This window comes from Falsihalocynthiibacter sp. BN13B15 (assembly GCF_041205415.1).
Taxonomy (GTDB): domain Bacteria; phylum Pseudomonadota; class Alphaproteobacteria; order Rhodobacterales; family Rhodobacteraceae; genus Falsihalocynthiibacter; species Falsihalocynthiibacter arcticus.
This window is the reverse complement of the sequence record NZ_JBGFCE010000001.1, coordinates 329228-347283: the sequence shown is the minus strand read 5'-3', so window position 1 is coordinate 347283 and position 18056 is coordinate 329228. Positions and strand designations below refer to the sequence as shown.

16 protein-coding genes are annotated in these 18056 nt (G+C 53.2%); 6 read left to right on the top strand and 10 right to left on the bottom strand.

The genetic code is table 11. The annotated features are described in order from the left end of the window. The first annotated feature begins 7 nt into the window (after positions 1-7). Positions 8-1129: a Gfo/Idh/MocA family protein gene (locus AB9F26_RS01670; RefSeq protein ID WP_369767132.1), complete on the top strand. Its 1122-nt coding sequence runs from the start codon at positions 8-10 to the stop codon at positions 1127-1129. A gap of 47 nt (positions 1130-1176) precedes the next feature. On the opposite strand, the gene AB9F26_RS01665 is transcribed toward AB9F26_RS01670, so the two are convergent. Next, the gene (locus AB9F26_RS01665; protein WP_369767131.1) at positions 1177-1968 is read right to left on the bottom strand and encodes an N-acyl homoserine lactonase family protein; all 792 of its coding nucleotides are present in this window, start codon (positions 1966-1968) and stop codon (positions 1177-1179) included. A 153-nt stretch (positions 1969-2121) separates the two neighbouring features. Between AB9F26_RS01665 and AB9F26_RS01660 the strand changes: the two genes are divergently transcribed. From AB9F26_RS01660 to AB9F26_RS01650, 3 genes are read left to right on the top strand one after another with little or no spacing between them, the layout of a single operon-like run. Next, positions 2122-3228, top strand: coding sequence for an isocitrate/isopropylmalate dehydrogenase family protein (locus AB9F26_RS01660; protein ID WP_369767130.1), 1107 nt, complete (start codon positions 2122-2124; stop codon positions 3226-3228). Then, positions 3225-4250 carry a Gfo/Idh/MocA family protein gene (locus AB9F26_RS01655; RefSeq protein WP_369767129.1) on the top strand — a complete coding sequence of 342 codons (1026 nt, stop codon included), beginning with the start codon at positions 3225-3227 and terminating at the stop codon, positions 4248-4250. The genes AB9F26_RS01660 and AB9F26_RS01655 overlap by 4 nt, the downstream gene beginning before the upstream one ends. Before the next feature lie 9 nt (positions 4251-4259). Next, complete coding sequence (locus AB9F26_RS01650; protein ID WP_369767128.1) at positions 4260-4559, top strand: putative quinol monooxygenase; 300 nt, start codon at positions 4260-4262, stop codon at positions 4557-4559. A gap of 30 nt (positions 4560-4589) precedes the next feature. On the opposite strand, the gene AB9F26_RS01645 is transcribed toward AB9F26_RS01650, so the two are convergent. The 3 genes from AB9F26_RS01645 to xylF all read right to left on the bottom strand — a co-directional run bounded on the left by AB9F26_RS01645 (position 4590) and on the right by xylF (position 7799). Beyond that, complete coding sequence (locus AB9F26_RS01645; RefSeq protein ID WP_039000704.1) at positions 4590-5351, bottom strand: ATP-binding cassette domain-containing protein; 762 nt, start codon at positions 5349-5351, stop codon at positions 4590-4592. 15 nt (positions 5352-5366) lie between these two features. Beyond that, positions 5367-6632, bottom strand: a complete 1266-nt coding sequence (locus AB9F26_RS01640; protein WP_369767127.1) for a sugar ABC transporter permease — start codon at positions 6630-6632, stop codon at positions 5367-5369. Between the two features lie 147 nt (positions 6633-6779). Continuing rightward, the gene (xylF, locus tag AB9F26_RS01635; protein WP_335585268.1) at positions 6780-7799 is read right to left on the bottom strand and encodes a D-xylose ABC transporter substrate-binding protein; all 1020 of its coding nucleotides are present in this window, start codon (positions 7797-7799) and stop codon (positions 6780-6782) included. A 223-nt stretch (positions 7800-8022) separates the two neighbouring features. Between xylF and AB9F26_RS01630 the strand changes: the two genes are divergently transcribed. Together AB9F26_RS01630 and AB9F26_RS01625 are read left to right on the top strand one after the other, a co-directional pair. Beyond that, positions 8023-9255: an ROK family protein gene (locus tag AB9F26_RS01630; RefSeq protein WP_335585267.1), complete on the top strand. Its 1233-nt coding sequence runs from the start codon at positions 8023-8025 to the stop codon at positions 9253-9255. Beyond that, entirely contained in the window at positions 9218-10783 is a 1566-nt protein-coding gene (locus AB9F26_RS01625; RefSeq protein WP_369767126.1) for a CRTAC1 family protein, read from the top strand. Before AB9F26_RS01630 ends, AB9F26_RS01625 begins: the two co-directional genes overlap by 38 nt. On the opposite strand, the gene AB9F26_RS01620 is transcribed toward AB9F26_RS01625, so the two are convergent. From AB9F26_RS01620 to AB9F26_RS01595, 6 genes are all read right to left on the bottom strand, one after another. Then, the gene (locus tag AB9F26_RS01620; protein WP_335585265.1) at positions 10780-12090 is read right to left on the bottom strand and encodes a cytochrome c peroxidase; all 1311 of its coding nucleotides are present in this window, start codon (positions 12088-12090) and stop codon (positions 10780-10782) included. The genes AB9F26_RS01625 and AB9F26_RS01620 overlap by 4 nt on opposite strands. Further along, a complete protein-coding gene (locus AB9F26_RS01615) occupies positions 12087-13088 on the bottom strand; it encodes an aldose epimerase family protein (protein ID WP_369767125.1) in 1002 nt (333 codons plus the stop codon). The genes AB9F26_RS01620 and AB9F26_RS01615 overlap by 4 nt, the downstream gene beginning before the upstream one ends. Before the next feature lie 35 nt (positions 13089-13123). Next, complete coding sequence (gene xylA, locus AB9F26_RS01610) at positions 13124-14434, bottom strand: xylose isomerase (RefSeq protein ID WP_369767124.1); 1311 nt, start codon at positions 14432-14434, stop codon at positions 13124-13126. Continuing rightward, positions 14431-15885 (bottom strand): xylulokinase, encoded by a 1455-nt coding sequence (gene xylB, locus AB9F26_RS01605; protein ID WP_335585262.1) that lies wholly within the window; start codon positions 15883-15885, stop codon positions 14431-14433. Before xylB ends, xylA begins: the two co-directional genes overlap by 4 nt. 186 nt (positions 15886-16071) lie before the next feature. Continuing rightward, entirely contained in the window at positions 16072-17130 is a 1059-nt protein-coding gene (locus tag AB9F26_RS01600) for a sn-glycerol-3-phosphate ABC transporter ATP-binding protein UgpC (protein WP_335585261.1), read from the bottom strand. Then, positions 17118-17942 carry an IclR family transcriptional regulator gene (locus AB9F26_RS01595; RefSeq protein ID WP_335585260.1) on the bottom strand — a complete coding sequence of 275 codons (825 nt, stop codon included), beginning with the start codon at positions 17940-17942 and terminating at the stop codon, positions 17118-17120. The genes AB9F26_RS01600 and AB9F26_RS01595 overlap by 13 nt, the downstream gene beginning before the upstream one ends. Between the last annotated feature and the right edge of the window lie 114 nt (positions 17943-18056).

Here is an 18056-nt window from a genome sequence, read left to right as displayed (position 1 = left end):
TAATAAAATGACCAAAAAACTTGGAATCGGTATTATTGGCGCGGGGAATATCTCCGCGGCCTACCTGCGGCTTGCGCCGATGTTTAAAGGCATCGAAATGCGGGCCGTCGCAGATTTGAACATGGAAGCCGCCCAAAGCCGCGCCACAGAATTCGGCGTCCGCGCTGAGACCGTTGAGGGCTTACTGGCTTCTGATGACATAGATATCGTCGTCAACCTGACAATCCCTGCGGCGCATTTTGCGGTGTCCAAAAGCATTCTCAACGCGGGTAAACACGTCTACTCGGAAAAACCTTTCGTGCTCACCCTCCAAGAGGGCGCAGAAATTGCGGCCTTGGCGGCGGAAAAGGGTCTGCGCGTCGGCTCTGCTCCGGATACGTTTATGGGCTCCTCGCACCAACATGTGCGCGCAATGATTGACGACGGCACATTGGGGAAAATCACCTCTGGGACGGCCTTTGTTATGGGGCATGGCATGGAGCATTGGCATCCAAATCCAGATTTCTTTTATCAGCCGGGTGCCGGACCCGTGCTCGATATTGGCCCCTATTATGTGACCAACCTCGTACAGCTCCTTGGCCCAGTGGCTCGTGTTGCGGCACTGACCTCAACGCCTTCATCCGAGCGCCTGATTACATCCGAGCCACGCAATGGCGAAACGATTCCAGTGGGTACACCAACAACCATCCACGCTCTGCTTGAGTTCAAATCCGGTGCCGTAATTTCGATGGTCACCAGCTGGGACGTTTGGCAACACGACCATTCCAACATGGAACTCTATGGCCAAGACGGCACCGTCCACGTGCCCGACCCCAATTTCTTTGGTGGGGATATTCGCATCACCAAACGGGAGGATTTTGTGGAATTGCCCGATGGCTGGGATCACCCCTTCTCGGTTCCAAACGACGGCGAACACGCAAACTATCGCGCGGCGGGTCTGTCCGATATGGCCATCGCAATTTCCGAGGGTCGGCCACATCGCTGCTCCTCCGAGCTTGCCCTCCATGTCGTCGAAGTTATGACGAGCATTCTGGCCGCAGGCGAAGCGCGTAGTTTTGTCGAAATGACAACAACCTGCGATCGCCCTGCCCCCGTTGGCCCAGAAGAAGCCCGCGCGCTTCTCTCCTAAAACAAAGAGGGCGCCGTACAACATGTACGCGGCGCCCTTTTCACGTTCTAAACGCGGCCAGAATCCAACCGCCAAACAAACCCCGACGTCCCCACCTCAGGGTAGTAATCGCGCACCAGTGGATCATGCCCGGGGATAACCCGCGTTTTTTCGCCCGCCGCCAAGGCCGTGATCTTGTCAAAGCCCATCACCATATCCTCGACGTCCACGACAATCGGAAACGGCTTGCGGTTTAAAAAATTCTCGTAGTAATGCGTGGCATCCGATGCCAAACACAACGGGCCGTTCTCGGTCTCGACCCGAACCGCTTGTAAGCCGCGCGAATGCCCACCGATCCGGTGCACAGTGACCCCCGAAGCAACCTCGCCGTCTCCCTTATGGAACACAACGCGCCCCGAAAAAACGTGGCGCACCATGTCGCAGACATGCTCGGCGGTATAGGGCATTTGCAGCGTGGGATCACACATACATGGCCCTGTCGCAAAGCCCATTTCGATCTCTTGCAGGTGGAATTGCGCGTTCGGATATCGATCCAATCCCCCCGCGTGGTCATAGTGAAGATGGGTAATGATAACCGTATCGATACACTCGGCGGAGATATTCAACGCCTCTAGCGCAAGCGCAGGATCGCGCAGGATCGGACGGTCGCGGCGCTTTCCCTCGGCCTCATCATACCCCGTATCGACCAAAATATTGCGCACACCATCCGTCAATAACCACACGAAATAGTCCATCCCATGTTGCGCAGCAGGATGATCGTCGAAAATAAAACTATCCGCGCGTGTTCGCGTGTTCCGCTCAGCGTATTTTATTGCGAAGACATTCCACTTGGTGCTCATTTCGGCCTCATTTCCCGCTTTCAAACTCTAAAAAGTTCCACATTTTTCAGTTTACCCAATTGATAATCTTGTGCAATCGCATTAATGAGTTTAATAATGTATTTATTATCAAATCCGTAAAACGGGTAAACACCTAAAACCCAAAGGACGAACATGGCGCATATTCCAACAATTTCTCTGATTAAAGGCGATGGTATTGGCGTGGACGTCGCGGAATCGGCTTTTGCGGTTATGGATACTGCGCTCCTTCGTTGCGGAGCGATTGCGCCCAAGGTGCAAGAAATTGCGGCTGGTGCAGGATACTTTGCGCAAACTGGTTTGGACATCGAACCGGGTGGCGAAGAAAAAGCTGGCGAGGCCGATGCAATTTTTCTTGGCGCCATTGGTCTTCCCTCCATCCGCCAAGAAGACGGAACAGAGGTTTCGCCGCACTTACGCTTGCGGGATCGGTATCAACTTTACGCAGGTGTGCGCCCGATTAAGGCCTATCCGAACGCCCCCCAGCGCCTCGCAGACCCACGCGCAGCTGGTATCGATATGATCATTTTGCGCGAAAGCACCGAAGGGTTGTTTTACTCCGCTGCCGTCCACAAACGGTCCGAAATCATCCCAAACGTCGAAGTGCGCGACATCATGCGGATCACACGGGCAACGACGGAAAAGCTGCATGAATTTGGATTCAAGCTGGCTGAAAAGCGGCGAGCGCGTGGAAAATCGGGAAATCTAACCTGCGTGGATAAGGCGAACGTCTTTACCAGCCAAGCATTTTTCCGTCAGATTTTCGATGAAACCAAGGTTCGCTATCCAGATGTAAATGTCTCCTACAACTATGTTGACGCGATGGCGCTTGACCTTGTGCGCCAACCTTGGAACTTTGACGTCATGGTGATGGAAAACATGTTTGGCGATATTCTGAGCGACCTCGCTGGTGGCCTTGTTGGCGGCATGGGAATGGCGTCTTGTGGGGAAATCGGCGAAACCATTGGCCTGTTCCAACCCGCGCACGGCTCGGCACCCGACATCATGGGTCAAGATAAAGCAAACCCACTTGCAGCGATCCTGTCAGCGGGCCTCATGCTGGACTATATCGCGACCAAAACCCAAACCGAAAACTATGAAGCGGCAGGCGCCCTAATCGACGCCGCCGTGGACGCGGGCTTTGCCCAAAACCGCCTGCGCCCGATGGAGTTTGGGGGCGACATGGGCACCATCGCAGTCACTGAAGAACTTATCAAAATTATCGGTGAATTGCCCAAATGACAAACCTGCGCGTCGGGGTTGTGGGCCTCGGATATTTTAGCCAGTTTCACCTAGACGCATGGCGCGACATCCCCTCCACGACCCTCGCGGGCATCTTTGATCTCGACCCCGCTCGAACACAAGAGGTTGCCGCAAAGTACGACGTTGCGGGCGCTCGGTCGGCTGCGGGATTGGCAGATCAAGACCTCGATATCGTCGATCTGGTTGCGCCACCTCCGGCACACAAAGCGCTGGTTGAGCAATTCGCAAAATCTGGCCGCATCCTGATTTGCCAGAAGCCCTTTTGCACGTCATATGAAGAGGCAAAGGCCGTGTGCGAATTTGCGAAAACCCGCAGTTGTACATTGATTATACACGAGAATTTCCGTTTCCAACCGTGGCACCGCGCGATCAAAACGGCCTTGGATACGGGGCTCCTTGGTGAAATTTATCAGGCGCGTTTTGCCCTTCGACCCGGAGATGGACGCGGCCCTGATGCCTATCTTTCCCGCCAGCCCGCGTTTCAGAGCATGTCGCGATTGCTCATCCATGAAACAGGTGTCCATTTTGTCGACCTGTTTCAGTATTTCTTTGGCCCGATCTCCTCGATTTATGCCGATTTGGTGCGGCTGAACCCCGCGATAAAAGGCGAAGATGCAGGCATTTTGATCGCCCACCACGAAAACGGAACACGCGCCGTATTTGACGGAAATCGCCTCATGGATCACGCAACGGATTCACCAAGGCGCACCATGGGAGAAATGGAAATCGAGGGCGAAAAAGGAACCCTGCGCCTCTCTGGTATGGGGGAGATTTCCTTTCGTGCTTTTGGCGAGAACGAGGCCGTTAATATTGCCGTCACCGCCCCTGTTGACGAAGCACGTTTTGGCGGCGGGTGCGTTCAGGCCCTCTGTGAGCACATCGTAGAAGCCCGCGCGCGTCGAGTGCCTTTCGAGAATACCGCCGAAGACTATTTAAGCGTCATACTTGCGACACAAGCGGCCTATAGGTCCGCCGAAACAGGTCAGAAACAATCCCTTTAGGAGGCTTATATGTTTGCCGTAACCGTATCTTTTACCGTCGCCGACGAGTTCGTAAATGACTTCGCCGCGCTCATCGAACACAACGCCGCAGCGTCTGTAAGGGACGAGGTAGCTTGCCAGCACTTTGACGTCTGCACAGACCCGTCAAATACGTCCCTCTTCTTCCTGTATGAAGTTTATGATGATGCCGCGGGTTTTGACGTGCACCTCGCCAGCGCACATTTCAAGGCCTTCAGCCAAGCCAGCGCGCATATGGTTGTGGCCAAAAACATTACCACTTTCCAAAAAGTAACGGCGGCCCAAGCTTAGCGGACCGCCGTTAAACAATAGCGTTTTGGATTAAGCTTCGGCTTTTTCGTGGGGATGTTTACCTAGAATAATCATCCCAAGCAGATCCTCATCGGTTACGCTATCCACATCCACGGTGCCAACAAGTTTCCCGTGCTGCATAACGCTTGCACGATCACAAAGTTGCATTACATCGTGGATGTCGTGGCTAATCAGAAAAATCCCGATGCCTTCGGACTTGAGCTGTTGGATAAGCTCGGCAACCATTTTGGTTTCTTGCGGCCCAAGAGCAGCAGTTGGCTCATCCATAATTAGGATACGCGCGTTGAAATACACGGCGCGCGCGATCGCAACCGACTGACGTTGCCCGCCAGAGAGTGCGGACACAGGGCTGTCGAACTTGGCGAAGTTTGGATTCAAACGCGACATGATCTTGCGAGTCTCGGCTTCCATATGGTCATCGTCGACCGTGCCGAAAGCAGTGACCAATTCACGGCCCAAGAACAAGTTGGACGCCGCATCGAGATTATCCGCCAGCGCGAGCGTTTGGTAGATCGTTTCGATGTTATAGTGGCGCGCATCGCGAGGATTGTTGATCGTCGCCTTTTTGCCCTCGACCCAAATTTCTCCCGAATTGGCGTGATATGCGCCCGAAAGGATTTTGATCAAGGTCGACTTACCCGCGCCGTTGTGCCCCAATAGGCCCACAACTTCGCCTGGGTAGAGATCAACCGAAACATCATCAACTGCTTTGACACCGCCAAAGGAAATCGAGATGTTCTTCATCTCTACGAGAGGTGTTTTATCTGTCATTTCTTGTTTCCTCCCTTAAACGCCGACTTTACGACGATATACGATGTCCACATACACAGCTAACACGAGGACAAAGCCTACGACCATGTTTTGCAACGGTGCATCGACGCCAACGGATGCCATGCCCGATTGCAATGTCTGCATGATTGCGGCCCCAATGACGGCGCCGTAAATCGTTCCGAAACCACCCGCGAGTGCTGTGCCGCCAATAACGGCCGCCGCGATAACGCGCAATTCGTCCAGCGTTCCAAGCCCGACATCAACCGATCCAAGCCGCGCCGAAGCGACCACCGCAGACAAGCCAGTCAGCGCGCCCATGAGCGCAAAAACTTTGACTGTCAGCATGCGTGTGTTGATTCCAGAAAGCTCGGCGGCCTCAGGGTTGCCACCGGTTGCATAGACATAGCGGCCAAAACGTGTGCGTTTTGAAATAAATGTCATGCCGACCGTTACCAACAAAAGGATGACGACTGGAATTGCGACACCGTGGTTGAGCGACAATGTATCCGTCAACACCAGCCCACGTTGTTCAGCGACCCGTTCCCGCGCACCTCCAGCGATTTCATAAGAGTTCAGTGCCCAGACAAAACCCAAAGTTAGCCCAACCGCGATTGCGATAAGTGTCCCTTCGGCCCATGCTGGCTTGACGACAAATCCATGGTTCGATTTGCGACGACGGCTCATAAGGATCATGGCAACAGCGACGAAAGAAGCGAAAAGACCGAAGCCCCAACTTAGCTTCTCGCCCAATGTCCCATCCGCACCCCCGCCAAGAAGCTTGAATGTAGGGTCAAGTGGCGCAACAGTTTGCCCCTGCGTAACCCACCACATCGCACCGCGAAAAATGAGCAACCCACCGAGTGTGACGATAAAGGCGGGTACGGTCAGATAACCAACGACCCAGCCTTGGATGCCGCCAATAACCAGCCCCATAAGAACCGCAGCAACAACCGCAATCAACCAAATGGACCCATTCCCAAGGCCCAAATACTCGGGCAACACGTGCACTTGAAGGGCGGCAACGGTCATACCGATAAAGCCAAGCATCGAACCGACCGAAAGGTCGATATTGCGCGTCACGATTACGAAAACCATACCGGTGGCCATGATGGCGACAGACGACGTTTGGACTGAAATATTGAACAAGTTGCGCGGCGTTAGAAAACGTCCTCCCGTCCACAAGTCAAAAACCACCCACAGAACAACAAGCGCACCAATCATCCCTAGCAGGCGAGGATCGAGTCCCACGTTGTTCACGAATTTTTTCGCTGAATCTTTCATATATTGCGCCTCTCCCGAGCGACAAACAACCCATCTATCGCAAAATGTTGTGTATCCCGTGCATGGGACCACAATATCAGATAAATGCGATGTTAGGAAAATTTTTAAATGTTCCCCCAGCCAGAACGACTGGGGGAACGGATTATCTTAGTTACAGGCTGCGAGTTCAGAACCGGCGCAGAGAGCTTCTTTAGAAATCCAACCAGCGTCCAAAACGACACTGATGTTGTCAGCAGTCACAGGCACTGGAGCAAGGAATTTTGCTTTCAGTGTCGTACCGGATGGCGAAGTCCAATCCGCGGAACCATCGATCATCGCCATATTGTCTTCTGCAAGAGCAACAGCGATTTCACCCGCAGCTTTACCAAGCTCACGTGCATCTTTCCAAACGGAAACTGTTTGAGTGCCCATCGCAACGCGGTTCAGAGCAGCGTGGTCGCCGTCTTGGCCGGACACGGGAAGACCTTCCATGCCTTGTGCCGTCAAAGCAGCAACAACACCGCCAGCGGTACCGTCGTTAGAAGCAATAACAGCGTCAACTTTGTTGTCGTTTGCTGTTAGGATTTGCTCCATGTTGCGTTGTGCGTTCGCAGGAACCCAGCCGTCGGTGTAAGCTTCACCAACGATTGTGATGTCGCCAGCGTCGACTGCAGCTTGGATGATCTCTTGCTGGCCGCCACGAAGGAAGTCTGCGTTCGGATCAGTTGGCGAACCTTTGATCATAACGTAGTTGCCTTTTGGCATAGCTTCGAGAACCGCGCGCGCTTGCATGCGACCAACTTCAACGTTGTCGAATGTAAGATAGAAAGCACGGTCGTCTTCGATCAGACGGTCATAAGCTACAACAGGGATACCCTCGTCAGAAGCTGCTTGAACTGCTGGGCCAACCGCTGAAGCGTCTTGAGCCAAGATGATCAACGCGTTTGCGCCTTGAGCAATCAAGTTTTCAATGTCCGAAAGCTGTTTTGCAGAAGAAGCTTGTGCGTCTGCGGAGATATAAGTCGCGCCAGCAGCTTCAAGAGCAGCTTTAATCGCAGCTTCGTCAGTTTTCCAACGTTCTTCTTGGAAATTAGACCAGCTCACACCAACAACAACGCCATCGGCCAGTGCTGTGGTGCCCATTGCTACAACCATAGCTGCAGCGGCAAATCCAGTAAGTTTTTTCATTAGATCCTCCCAAAAGATTTTTTTGTCCCCGCAAATCACTAGAATCGCGGTGATCGTTATATTGTTAGCACTATTAAATTCAGAGGTCTAATTAAATACGCGACTTTCGAATAATTCTGGTTCATACTGCGAGCTGCACCCTTAAATTATAGGTGCTATATATCGCAGACTGCGGGAGCCTTGCGCCCTCGAAATCTACATATTAACTGGGAGGGGCGAGTTCTTGGCAAAATCGGACAAAACTTCATCGGCAACAGACCAAAGAGAATCAGGCAGGTTGCAAGTCATTTCCGCTATTCGAAAAGCCGAAGAAATTGCCCGCATCGATATCGCCAAAATCACCGACTTCAGCCCCGCGACGGTCACTTCAATCACGAGCGAGTTGTTAAGTGCGGGCCTTATCGAAGAAGTTGCTGTCGATGAAGCGACACGCGATACCAAACGGGGGCGCCCCCGGGTCGCCCTTAAAATCCGTGGCGCCGCCCATTGGGTTGCCGGCATCAAAGTCTCGAACAAAACGGCGACCGTGGCGCTCATGGATTTTGAGGGGCATACCTTTGCCGAGTTCGAGACCCCCCTACCCAAAAGCCAGCTTTCCGGTGAGGATATGGTCGATTTCATCCTCCATTCCTTGGAAACGGCAACATCTGAGGCAGGAATTTCGATTTCTGACCTATCTGGGCTGGGTGTCGGGGTTGCGGGCATTATTGATGCGTTGCGAGGGTTTGTTTATTGGTCGCCCTCCATGACCGAGCGCAATGTGGATTTGCGAGACATGTTGGAAAACGTCATCCCCCTGCCCGTGTTTATCGACAATGATGCCAACCTCGTGGCCAAAGCTGAACAGCTTTTTGGCATGGGCAAGTCCCACCGCGATTTCATCGTGGTCACCATTGAACATGGGGTTGGGATGGGGATCGTTATTGACGGCCAAATCTATCGCGGAACGCGTGGCTGCGGCGCGGAATTTGGCCACACAAAAGTGCACCTAAACGGAGCACTTTGCCGCTGTGGGCAACGCGGCTGCCTCGAAGCCTATGTGGCCGATTACGCCGTTTTGCGCGAGGCAAGCATCGTCGCATCCTCCATGGGTGACGAAACATCGGAAAAGAAACTCGAAGAGCTTTTCAATGCGGCAAAGGCCGGTGATCCCCTCGCCAAATCAATCTTCCAACGGGCGGGAACAATGTTTGCCATGGGCCTTGCAAATATCGTCAATATTTTTGACCCCGAGCTTATTATTCTCTCTGGCGAACGGATGCAATTTGACTATCTTTATGCGGATGAAGTTCTTGATGTGATGAAAAAATCGGTAGTCCAGATCGACGCACCACTGCCGCAAGTTAAAATCCATAAATGGGGCGATTTGATGTGGGCCAAGGGCGCTGCCGCCTATGCCATGGAAGGCGTCACGGAACATGCAATTCGGAAAATTTCGCAAGATGCACAAAGCTAAAATCCTCGTCGTGGTTGCTACAAGTCTCAGCACATCCGCGTTTGCCGCTCCTGAATTTACACGCCTTCCCGCGCCGCCTCATCAGTATGTTGGTGGGTGGGAACATTATGTCGGTGGCGGTCTTGCCGCGTTTGATTGCAACGATGACGCGTTGCCCGAACTTTATGCTGCGGGTGGAGAAGCTCCTGCCGCTCTGCTCCTCAACACCACCGCCCAAATGGGCGACACGCCGAGCTTTTCCGACAACACCCCTGAGAGCCTCGCACTCACGGGTGTAACAGGCGCTTATCCGATTGATATCGACAGCGACGGACACATCGATTTGGCGATCTTGCGTGTCGGGGAAAACCGTTTTCTGCGCGGGTTGGGCGACTGCGCGTTTACGCCTTTCACCAGCCTTGATTACATCCCAGATACCGCTTGGACCACAGCGTTTTCGGCCACATGGGAAGGCACAAACGCCCTGCCAACAATGGCCTTTGGAAACTACGTCGACCGCGACGATCCCGAGGGGCCCTTCGGGACCTGCGATGAAAATACGCTTTTGCGGCCAAAGGACGGCACATACTCCACTCCCACACAACTCGCCCCCGGTTTTTGCGCCCTTTCCATCTTGTTTTCCGATTGGTCACGCAGCGGTCAGGCTGATTTGAGAGTTTCAAACGACCGACATTATTATGTCAAAGGTGGCTCTGAGCAAATGTGGAAAATGGCCTCCGAACCACGGCTTTATACTCAAGCTGATGGCTGGAAAGACTACATGATTTGGGGCATGGGAATCGCAAGCCGCGACCTGACTGGCGACGGGTATTCCGAGGTCTACCTCACCTCCATGGGCGATCAAAAATTACAAAGCCCCACAGGCGATGGCACCCCAAATTTCATCGACTACACCTATGAGCGCGGAACCACCGCCCATCGTCCCTTCACGGGTGAAGATGGCCGCCCCAGCACAGGGTGGCACGTCGCCTTTGGCGATATCGAAAACAACGGACGTGACGACATTTTTATCGCCAAAGGCAATGTTGAACGCATGGCGGGCGCGGCCATGGAAGACCCGAATAACCTCCTCATCCAAGACGAGAATGGCAATTTCTCGGAGCAAGGCGACGTCGCAGGCATCGCAAGCCTCGTGCGCAGTCGCGGCGCGGCGCTTGTCGATTTCAATGGCGACGGGCTGCTTGATTTGGCGGTCAATAACCGCAAGGCGGACATTGAATTATATCAGAACACGTCCACAAATACCGGAAATTGGGTGAGCCTAAAAATTCAACAGGCTGGCGTAAATCGGGATGCCATCGGCGCTTTTGTTGAGGTAAAAACGGATGCTAGCGTTCAAACGCGTGAAATCACCATCGGTGGCGGACATGCTGGTGGCGAATTGGGACCGTTGCATTTTGGGCTTGGGATGGCCGAAGCTGCAACCGTTCGTGTCATCTGGCCAGATCACACGACATCCGAGTGGTACGATTTCACACCGAACCAGCCCTTTGTTTTTCAGCGCGATGAAGGCCTTAAACCGCTTTAATCAAGCGGCAATCCACTGGGAACACGCTGGGGAATCCCCAAACGCCCTTGTCCCATTTTTGTGTCGTCGAGGGTTGCAAGAAACGCCATGAGCGCATCAATATCGCTATCGGTTAAACCGTAATTTGGAGACAATTCGGACGCCGCAGCGATATCTGATGCTTCCCTGTCGTCCGCCTGAATACGCCAGTCCTCAACTTCCGAAAACGCTGGGAGTCTTGCGAAGGCTGGGTCGTAGTTTTCCAATGACGCGACAGGCGACAAATGGTGCTCAACGACGTCACGCAAATCCGAATAGGCCCCCGCATGCCCATAAGGCCCCGTGACAGAAAGGTTCCGCAAGCTTGGGGTGCGAAAAGCAAAGGCATCTTGGGATTTTCCCGTCACCTCCATGCGCCCCGTATCCCTTACATGGTTCTCAAATGGTGCTGCTTTTCCGGGTCCGAGTTGCGGCATAGCAATGGCATGAAACGCGTGATCTGTTTGGAACTGACCACTGTGGCACGTGCCGCATTGCGCCTCCCCATAGAAAAGCTCCATCCCCAAAAGGGCCGCGCCCTCTAGCGCCCCTTCACCGCGCAAATGACGATCAAAAAGACTGTCATCGGCGCGCCATTCAAAGGCAATAAAATCGGCAATCACATTCGCAATGTGTTGGAACGTGATGGGCGTCTCGCTACCGATTTGGGCGTCAAACATTGCGCGATATTCGGGGATATTCTCAACCCGCGCAGCGATGATATCCCACGCACCACCTTCTTGGCTGCTTTGGCCCATACGGACCGCTTTTGAAACGTCATTTTCCGAATAGTGACCCGCCATTTCGTCGGCAGATAGGACGGGAAACATCGCCTGCGCCGCAAGGGGCGACTTAAATCCCGTGACCATTTCAACACCAAGCGGTGTGCGCATGGCGCTTGGCTTATCCGGACTCGCCTCAATACGTCCGTCATGAAACATCACGGTAAATTCGGTGGCACCGAGATTCCACAGCGCCGGAGCATTGCGCGGAATGCGCGCTTCGGGTGGGTTTTTCGGATCATGGATGCGCTTCATTCCAAGCCCAATGCCACCTTCGCCGATCCCCAGAGAAACCCCATCCGACGTTCCCAAACTTGGGTGATGGCACGTCGCGCAGGCGATATTTTTGTTTCCGCTCAGGATCAGATCATAAAATAGGAACTGGCCAAGTTGCACATTCGCGGTCTCAAGATCAGGAAAAACCGCGTTGGCTGTTGGCAGTGTTGACGCCACATCGGCGAGTGCTGTTGTTCCCAAAAATGCGAAAACAAAACATATGGGTTTCATATGGGTTTCCTATGGATATCAACCACCAGTTTTTGGAAATAGGGACTGTCGGGCGTTGCAATCGGCTGATCGAAACCCATCTGATTAACGGCGTTCGGAAAATGCTGCGCCTCAAGACAAACGCCCGAATACGGGCCTATTTTTTGGCCGTTTTGCCCAGTCATTTCGTTGACGTAGTGACCCGTATAAAGCTGCAATCCCGGCTCTTGAGTCGTCAATTCAAGGCGAAGGCCATTAGGAGCCACAAGTGTCACCGAGGGGTTTTCATCCCCCAGAACCAGGTTGATATCCATCCCTTGCTTTGCTGAATCCACTGAAGAAATCAAACCGCCCGCCTGAAAATCATAGCGGGTATCCGTGACGGGCAGCACCTCCCCAGTAGGGATATTCTCTGAATCCGTAGGTGTATATTTTGCGGCGTCAACCGTGAGGTGATGGCCCCGAATATCGCCCTGCCCCATCAAATTATAGTAGCTGTGCTGTGCGAGGTTAATCGGTGTCGGGCGGTCTGGGGTTCCCGTCATCTCATAAGTCAAAGCCGAGCCTTGCAGCGAAATCGCATAGGTAAAATCCACCGCCGCAGGAAAGCCTTCTTCCCCGTCTGGCGAGTGATAGGTAAACAACACACGGTTCTGGACGGTATCGATTTCTGCCGTGAACAGACGTTTCGCGAGGCCAACATGCCCCCCGTGCAGCATATTCTGCCCCTCGTTCTGGCTGCATTGAAAGGCCTTGCCTTGCAACTCAAAACGCCCCCCCGCAACCCGATTTGCAACACGTCCCGCGATGGCCCCGAAGTAATAAGGATTTTGCAAATAGGCTTCAGGGTTTTCATGTCCCAAAACGACAGGGATTTCTTGGCCTAAGTGGGACACGCGCCAATCGCGTGTAACGGCGCCCACCGTCAGGAATTTCACCTCAGAGGCACCATCAACAAGGGTGATTTCATCGATGCCCACGCCATTCTCTGCGCGGGCAACTGTTTTACGTGTGATCATGGAGCCTCCGAAAATTCATCATCCCATGCTTCCCTTTAAACAAAGCGGTTTACAACGTTTTCGAGGTATTCTTGTTTGCCGGATTTTGCCTTTGGGTTCACATCCGCCGCTTCGACATATTTTTGGATGTCTTCGAGGGAGTATTCGCCCTTGAGCATTTTCTGGGCTTCTTCGCCTTCCCAGCCTGCATAACGGTCAGCGAGTTCTTTATCCAAAGTACCATCCTCAATAATCGCCGCCGCAGCTTTAAGGCCCCGAGCACAGATATCCATACCGCCGATGTGACCATGCAGAAGGTCCTCGGGATCAATGGATTGACGACGCACTTTGGCGTCAAAGTTCGTGCCGCCCGTTTTCAGGCCACCATCTTTGAGGATGTGGTAATACGCCAGCGCAACTTCTGGAACGTTATTTGGGAACTGATCTGTGTCCCAGCCAGATTGGTAATCGTTGCGGTTCATGTCGATGGACCCAAGGATACCAAGCGAGGTCGCCGTTGCGATTTCATGCTCAAAGCTGTGGCCAGCGAGGATCGCATGGCCTTGCTCAAGATTTAGCTTCACTTCATTTTCAAGACCGTGGCGCTTGAGAAAACCGTAAACCGTCGCCGCGTCGTAATCGTATTGATGCTTGGAAGGCTCTTGTGGTTTTGGTTCCACGAGGATTGCGCCTTTGAAGCCAATCTTGTGCTTATACTCGACAACCATGTTGAGCATCCGGCCCATTTGCGCATCTTCTTTGCCAAGGTCCGTGTTCAAAAGGGTTTCATAGCCTTCACGACCGCCCCAAAGAACATAGTTCTCGCCACCAAGACGCATTGTGGCATCCATACAGGTTTTGATCGTTGCAGCAGAAAAGGCAAACACATCAGGATCTGGGTTGGTCGAGGCACCAGACATAAAGCGTGCTTGGCTAAACAAGTTCGCGGTCCCCCAAAGGAGCTTCACGCCAGTCTCAGCTTGTTTTTGCTCAAAAATATCAACAATTGCGTTTAGGTTCGCTGTGTTTTCCGCAAAGTTTGCGCCTTCTGGACGCACATCCGCATCGTGGAAACAATAGTAGGGCGTGCCAAGAGCTGTGAACAATTCAAACGCGATGTCGGCCTTTTTCTTGGCAAGGTCCATGTTGTCTTGCGGATACCAAGGACGGTCAAATGTGCGGCCCCCAAAGGGGTCGCCACCTTCCCAAGCAAACGAGTGCCAATAGGCCGTCGCAAAGCGTAGGTGCTCTTCCATACGTTTGCCCAAAAGGATCTCATCTGGGTTGTAATGACGGAAGGCAAACGGGTTTGTGCTGTCGGGGCCTTCGTATTTAATTTTATCTATGGGGAAAAAACCTGTGCTCATTTTTTAATCGCCTTTATAGCTGGATAGAGTGCGCGATATTCTTCGTAGGCCTCTGAATAGGCGTCGGAAAATTCACTGCGCGGGGATACGGTTTTGGCCACTTTAGGGCCGGTCATTACATCTTTGGGATCAGCGCCAGTGACGCCGACAATCGCGAGGCGGGCCGCGCCAAGTGCGGCACCAAAATCGCCAGCTTCGGGAAGGTCGATAGGCATATCAAGCAGGGTTGCCAACATCTCGACCCAATATTCCGACGCCGCGCCACCACCAATCGCAAGCACCCGTTTCAAGTCGGTGCCCGTTGATTTCAACGCTTCAAGATTGTCACGAAGGGCAAATCCAACGCCCTCCATAACCGCCTGGGTGAGTTCCGCGTGGCCGGTACCAACATCCATCCCAATAAGGGACGCGCGGATTCTGCTGTCGTTATGGGGTGTGCGTTCGCCAGAAAGATACGGCAAGAACCGAATGTCGCTGGGGCCGGAGATTGTGGGTCCCAAAAGGCCGGACAGTTCAGCAGGAGACGGGCCAAGATTTTTTGACAGCCAGTTCATGCAATCCGTGGCTGCGAGGATGACCCCCATTTGGTACCAAGTATTTGGAATAGCGTGGCAAAATGTATGCACGGCGCTTTCGGGTTTCGGGGAAAAGCTTTCCTTCGCGGCAAGAATAACGCCAGAGGTTCCCAGCGAAACAAAGCCGTCGCCTTCGGAAAAGCACCCAACACCACAGGCCGCCACAGCATTGTCACCGCCGCCGCCAACAACCGTTACAGGGCCTTCTATGCCCCAATCGCTTGCGAGAGAAGAACGCAACATACCTGCAGCTTCACTTCCTTCCACAAGGTCGGGCATCTGGTCCCGCCGCATGCCGGATTTCTCAAGGAGTTCCGCGGACCATGCGCGTTTTCCAACGTCCAGCCAGCTGGTGCCCGCAGCGTCCGACATATCGCCAAAATATTCGCCCGTGAGCCAATAACGCAGATAATCCTTCGGAAGGAGCACCTTGTGAATTTGGGCGAAAATCTCGGGCTCGTGCTTTGCAACCCACGCCACTTTTGGCGCCGTAAAGCCAGGGAACACAATATTCCCCGAAAGAGCACGGAACCCATCGGTTCCGTCCATTTTGGCGGCCTCTTGAGCACTTCGCGTGTCGTTCCACAGCATGCAGGGGCGCAAAACGTCGCCGTTTTTGTCCACCAGTGTCGCGCCATGCATGTGGCCCGAAATTCCAATGCCTTTAATTGCTGTGACAGCCGCCGGATTTGCCGCGCGTAATGCAATGAGCGTTTTCTGACAGGCCGCAATCCAAGCCGCAGGGTCCTGTTCACTCCACCCAGAATGTGGATGCGACACCTCATAGTGCGCCTCCTCTGAGCCGAGGATTTCCCCACCCTCGGAAACCAAAATCGTCCGAAGCCCGGACGTGCCGAGGTCAAACCCAAGATACATGACATTCCTCCCACAAGCGCGACCCAACCGAGTCGGCTCTTTATTTTAATGATTAAAATATATTCACATCTAGACGGGCTTTGTCAACGGGCAGCACGCTTTCCATGGGCAAAATTTGAGTAGAAAAAACAATAAAGGGCCCGCTGTTTTCCAGCGAGCCCTCTATTCACTTAGCTTTTGTTACAGTTAACGAAAGCGCAATTCCGTTTGCGCATCAAAGAACATTGCGCTCGTTTCATCAATTTTCAAGCCCACGGTCGCACCAGAACGAGCGGGCTCCTCCTCGTGAGATTCGACAATGAGGCGGCTACCATCCTTGGCCGTAAGGTACACATACGACACGCCGCCTAGGGATTCGGTAATATCTACGGTATGTGTGTCCCCTGCAGGATCGACCACAATATGGTTGGGACGCACGCCAACAATCACCGCAGTTTCGGCCGCTGGGAGCGCAACCGATGTGGACACGGTTAATCCAATCCCTGGAACAAAAGCACCGCCGCCCGAAACCGTGCCATCAAAGAAGTTCATCGCGGGGCTGCCAATAAATCCGGCAACGAATTTGTTATCTGGGTTGCGGTACAACTCTAGCGGCGCCCCAACCTGTTCGATCCGCCCAGCGCGCAGCACAACAATTTTATCGGCAAGCGTCATCGCTTCTACCTGATCGTGCGTCACATAGATCATGGTCGCGCCGATTTCTTTGTGCAAACGCGCGATTTCCACCCGCATTTCCACCCGAAGCTCTGCGTCCAGATTTGAGAGCGGTTCGTCAAAGAGGAAAACTTCAGGTCCCCGAACAATTGCGCGACCAATCGCAACCCGTTGACGCTGCCCACCGGAAAGCGCCTTTGGTTTGCGGCCAAGGTAGTCGTCGAGTTTGAGGATTTTAGAAGCAGCCGAAACTTTTTCTTTGATCTCCGCCTTTGGGTGGCCCGTCATCTTAAGCCCAAAACCCATATTTTCTTCGACAGTCATATGCGGGTAAAGTGCGTATGTCTGGAAAACCATCGCGACACCGCGCTCGGCGGGGTCTCGATTTGTAACATCCTGCGCGCCGATACTAATTGCGCCACTTGTGGTTTCTTCCAAACCCGCAACCATGCGCAACAACGTGGATTTCCCACAACCAGACGGCCCAACAAATACACAGAATTCGCCATCTTCAATTTGAAGGTCAACGCCGTGGACCACCTGAACATCGCCATACCGTTTGATAATATCTTTAAGGATTACGCCTGACATTTAGAATATCCTGTTTTTTGAGTTTGAGTTTTTTGATCGGGGAAGTGCCAGTTCCGCATGACCTCTTGAATTTTTTTCGTGGTTTCCTGCATTTTCGGTACGAGTTTTTCGAGTTCGGAAAGGCTACTACGGTGTGTAGAACTGGTTATGGACAGGCCGCCAAGCACGCGCCCACCTTTAGTAAGAATGGGAAGTGCGACGCAGATAATGTTTGGTTCGTGCTCCTCGTCATCAAACGCGTAGCCTCGTTGCCGAATGACTACGAGATCTTCACGCAAAGCAGCGTCGTCGCATCGGGTCTTTGGAGTGAAACGGTGGTAAGATTGCTGAAGGAGCAGCGCCGCCAGGTCTTTCTCCGGAAGGAACGCCAACATAGCCTTGCCAACGCCCGTGCAGTAGGCGGGGCCCACTTTCCCTGCCATCGAGTACATTTGGATCGGGTCACGCGCATTGCGTTTGTCCACATAAAGCACCTGCGCATGATCGAGTTGCGCTAGGTGAACGGTTTCTCCAACCGACCGCGACAGTGCATCAATGAACGGACGCGCCAGTGGTGCGAGCGAACTTTGTGCCCAAGCCGCGTGTGCGAGCCCCAAAAGCCGCACCCCTAACGCATAGGTTTGCGCTTCCGGATCAAACGAAAGCATCCTTTGGCTCGTGAGGGTTTGGATGAGTCGGTAGAGAGTCGCCTTAGGGTAGGGGCTGGCGTTCAGCAATTCCGAAAATCGTATGGGCCGCTCAAAATGCGCAACCATATCAAGCACTTCCAGCGCTTTTCCAACGGTTCCGTCTCCGCTTCCCTGTCCTGCCATTCGCTCTTCCTCCCAAGTTTCCCTAAGGTTCTACCTTAAGAAACTGTTGACAACCCTACCTGATTCGCCTCATGGTTTCAATATGTGGAATTAAGTTTCACATAGTGGAACAAG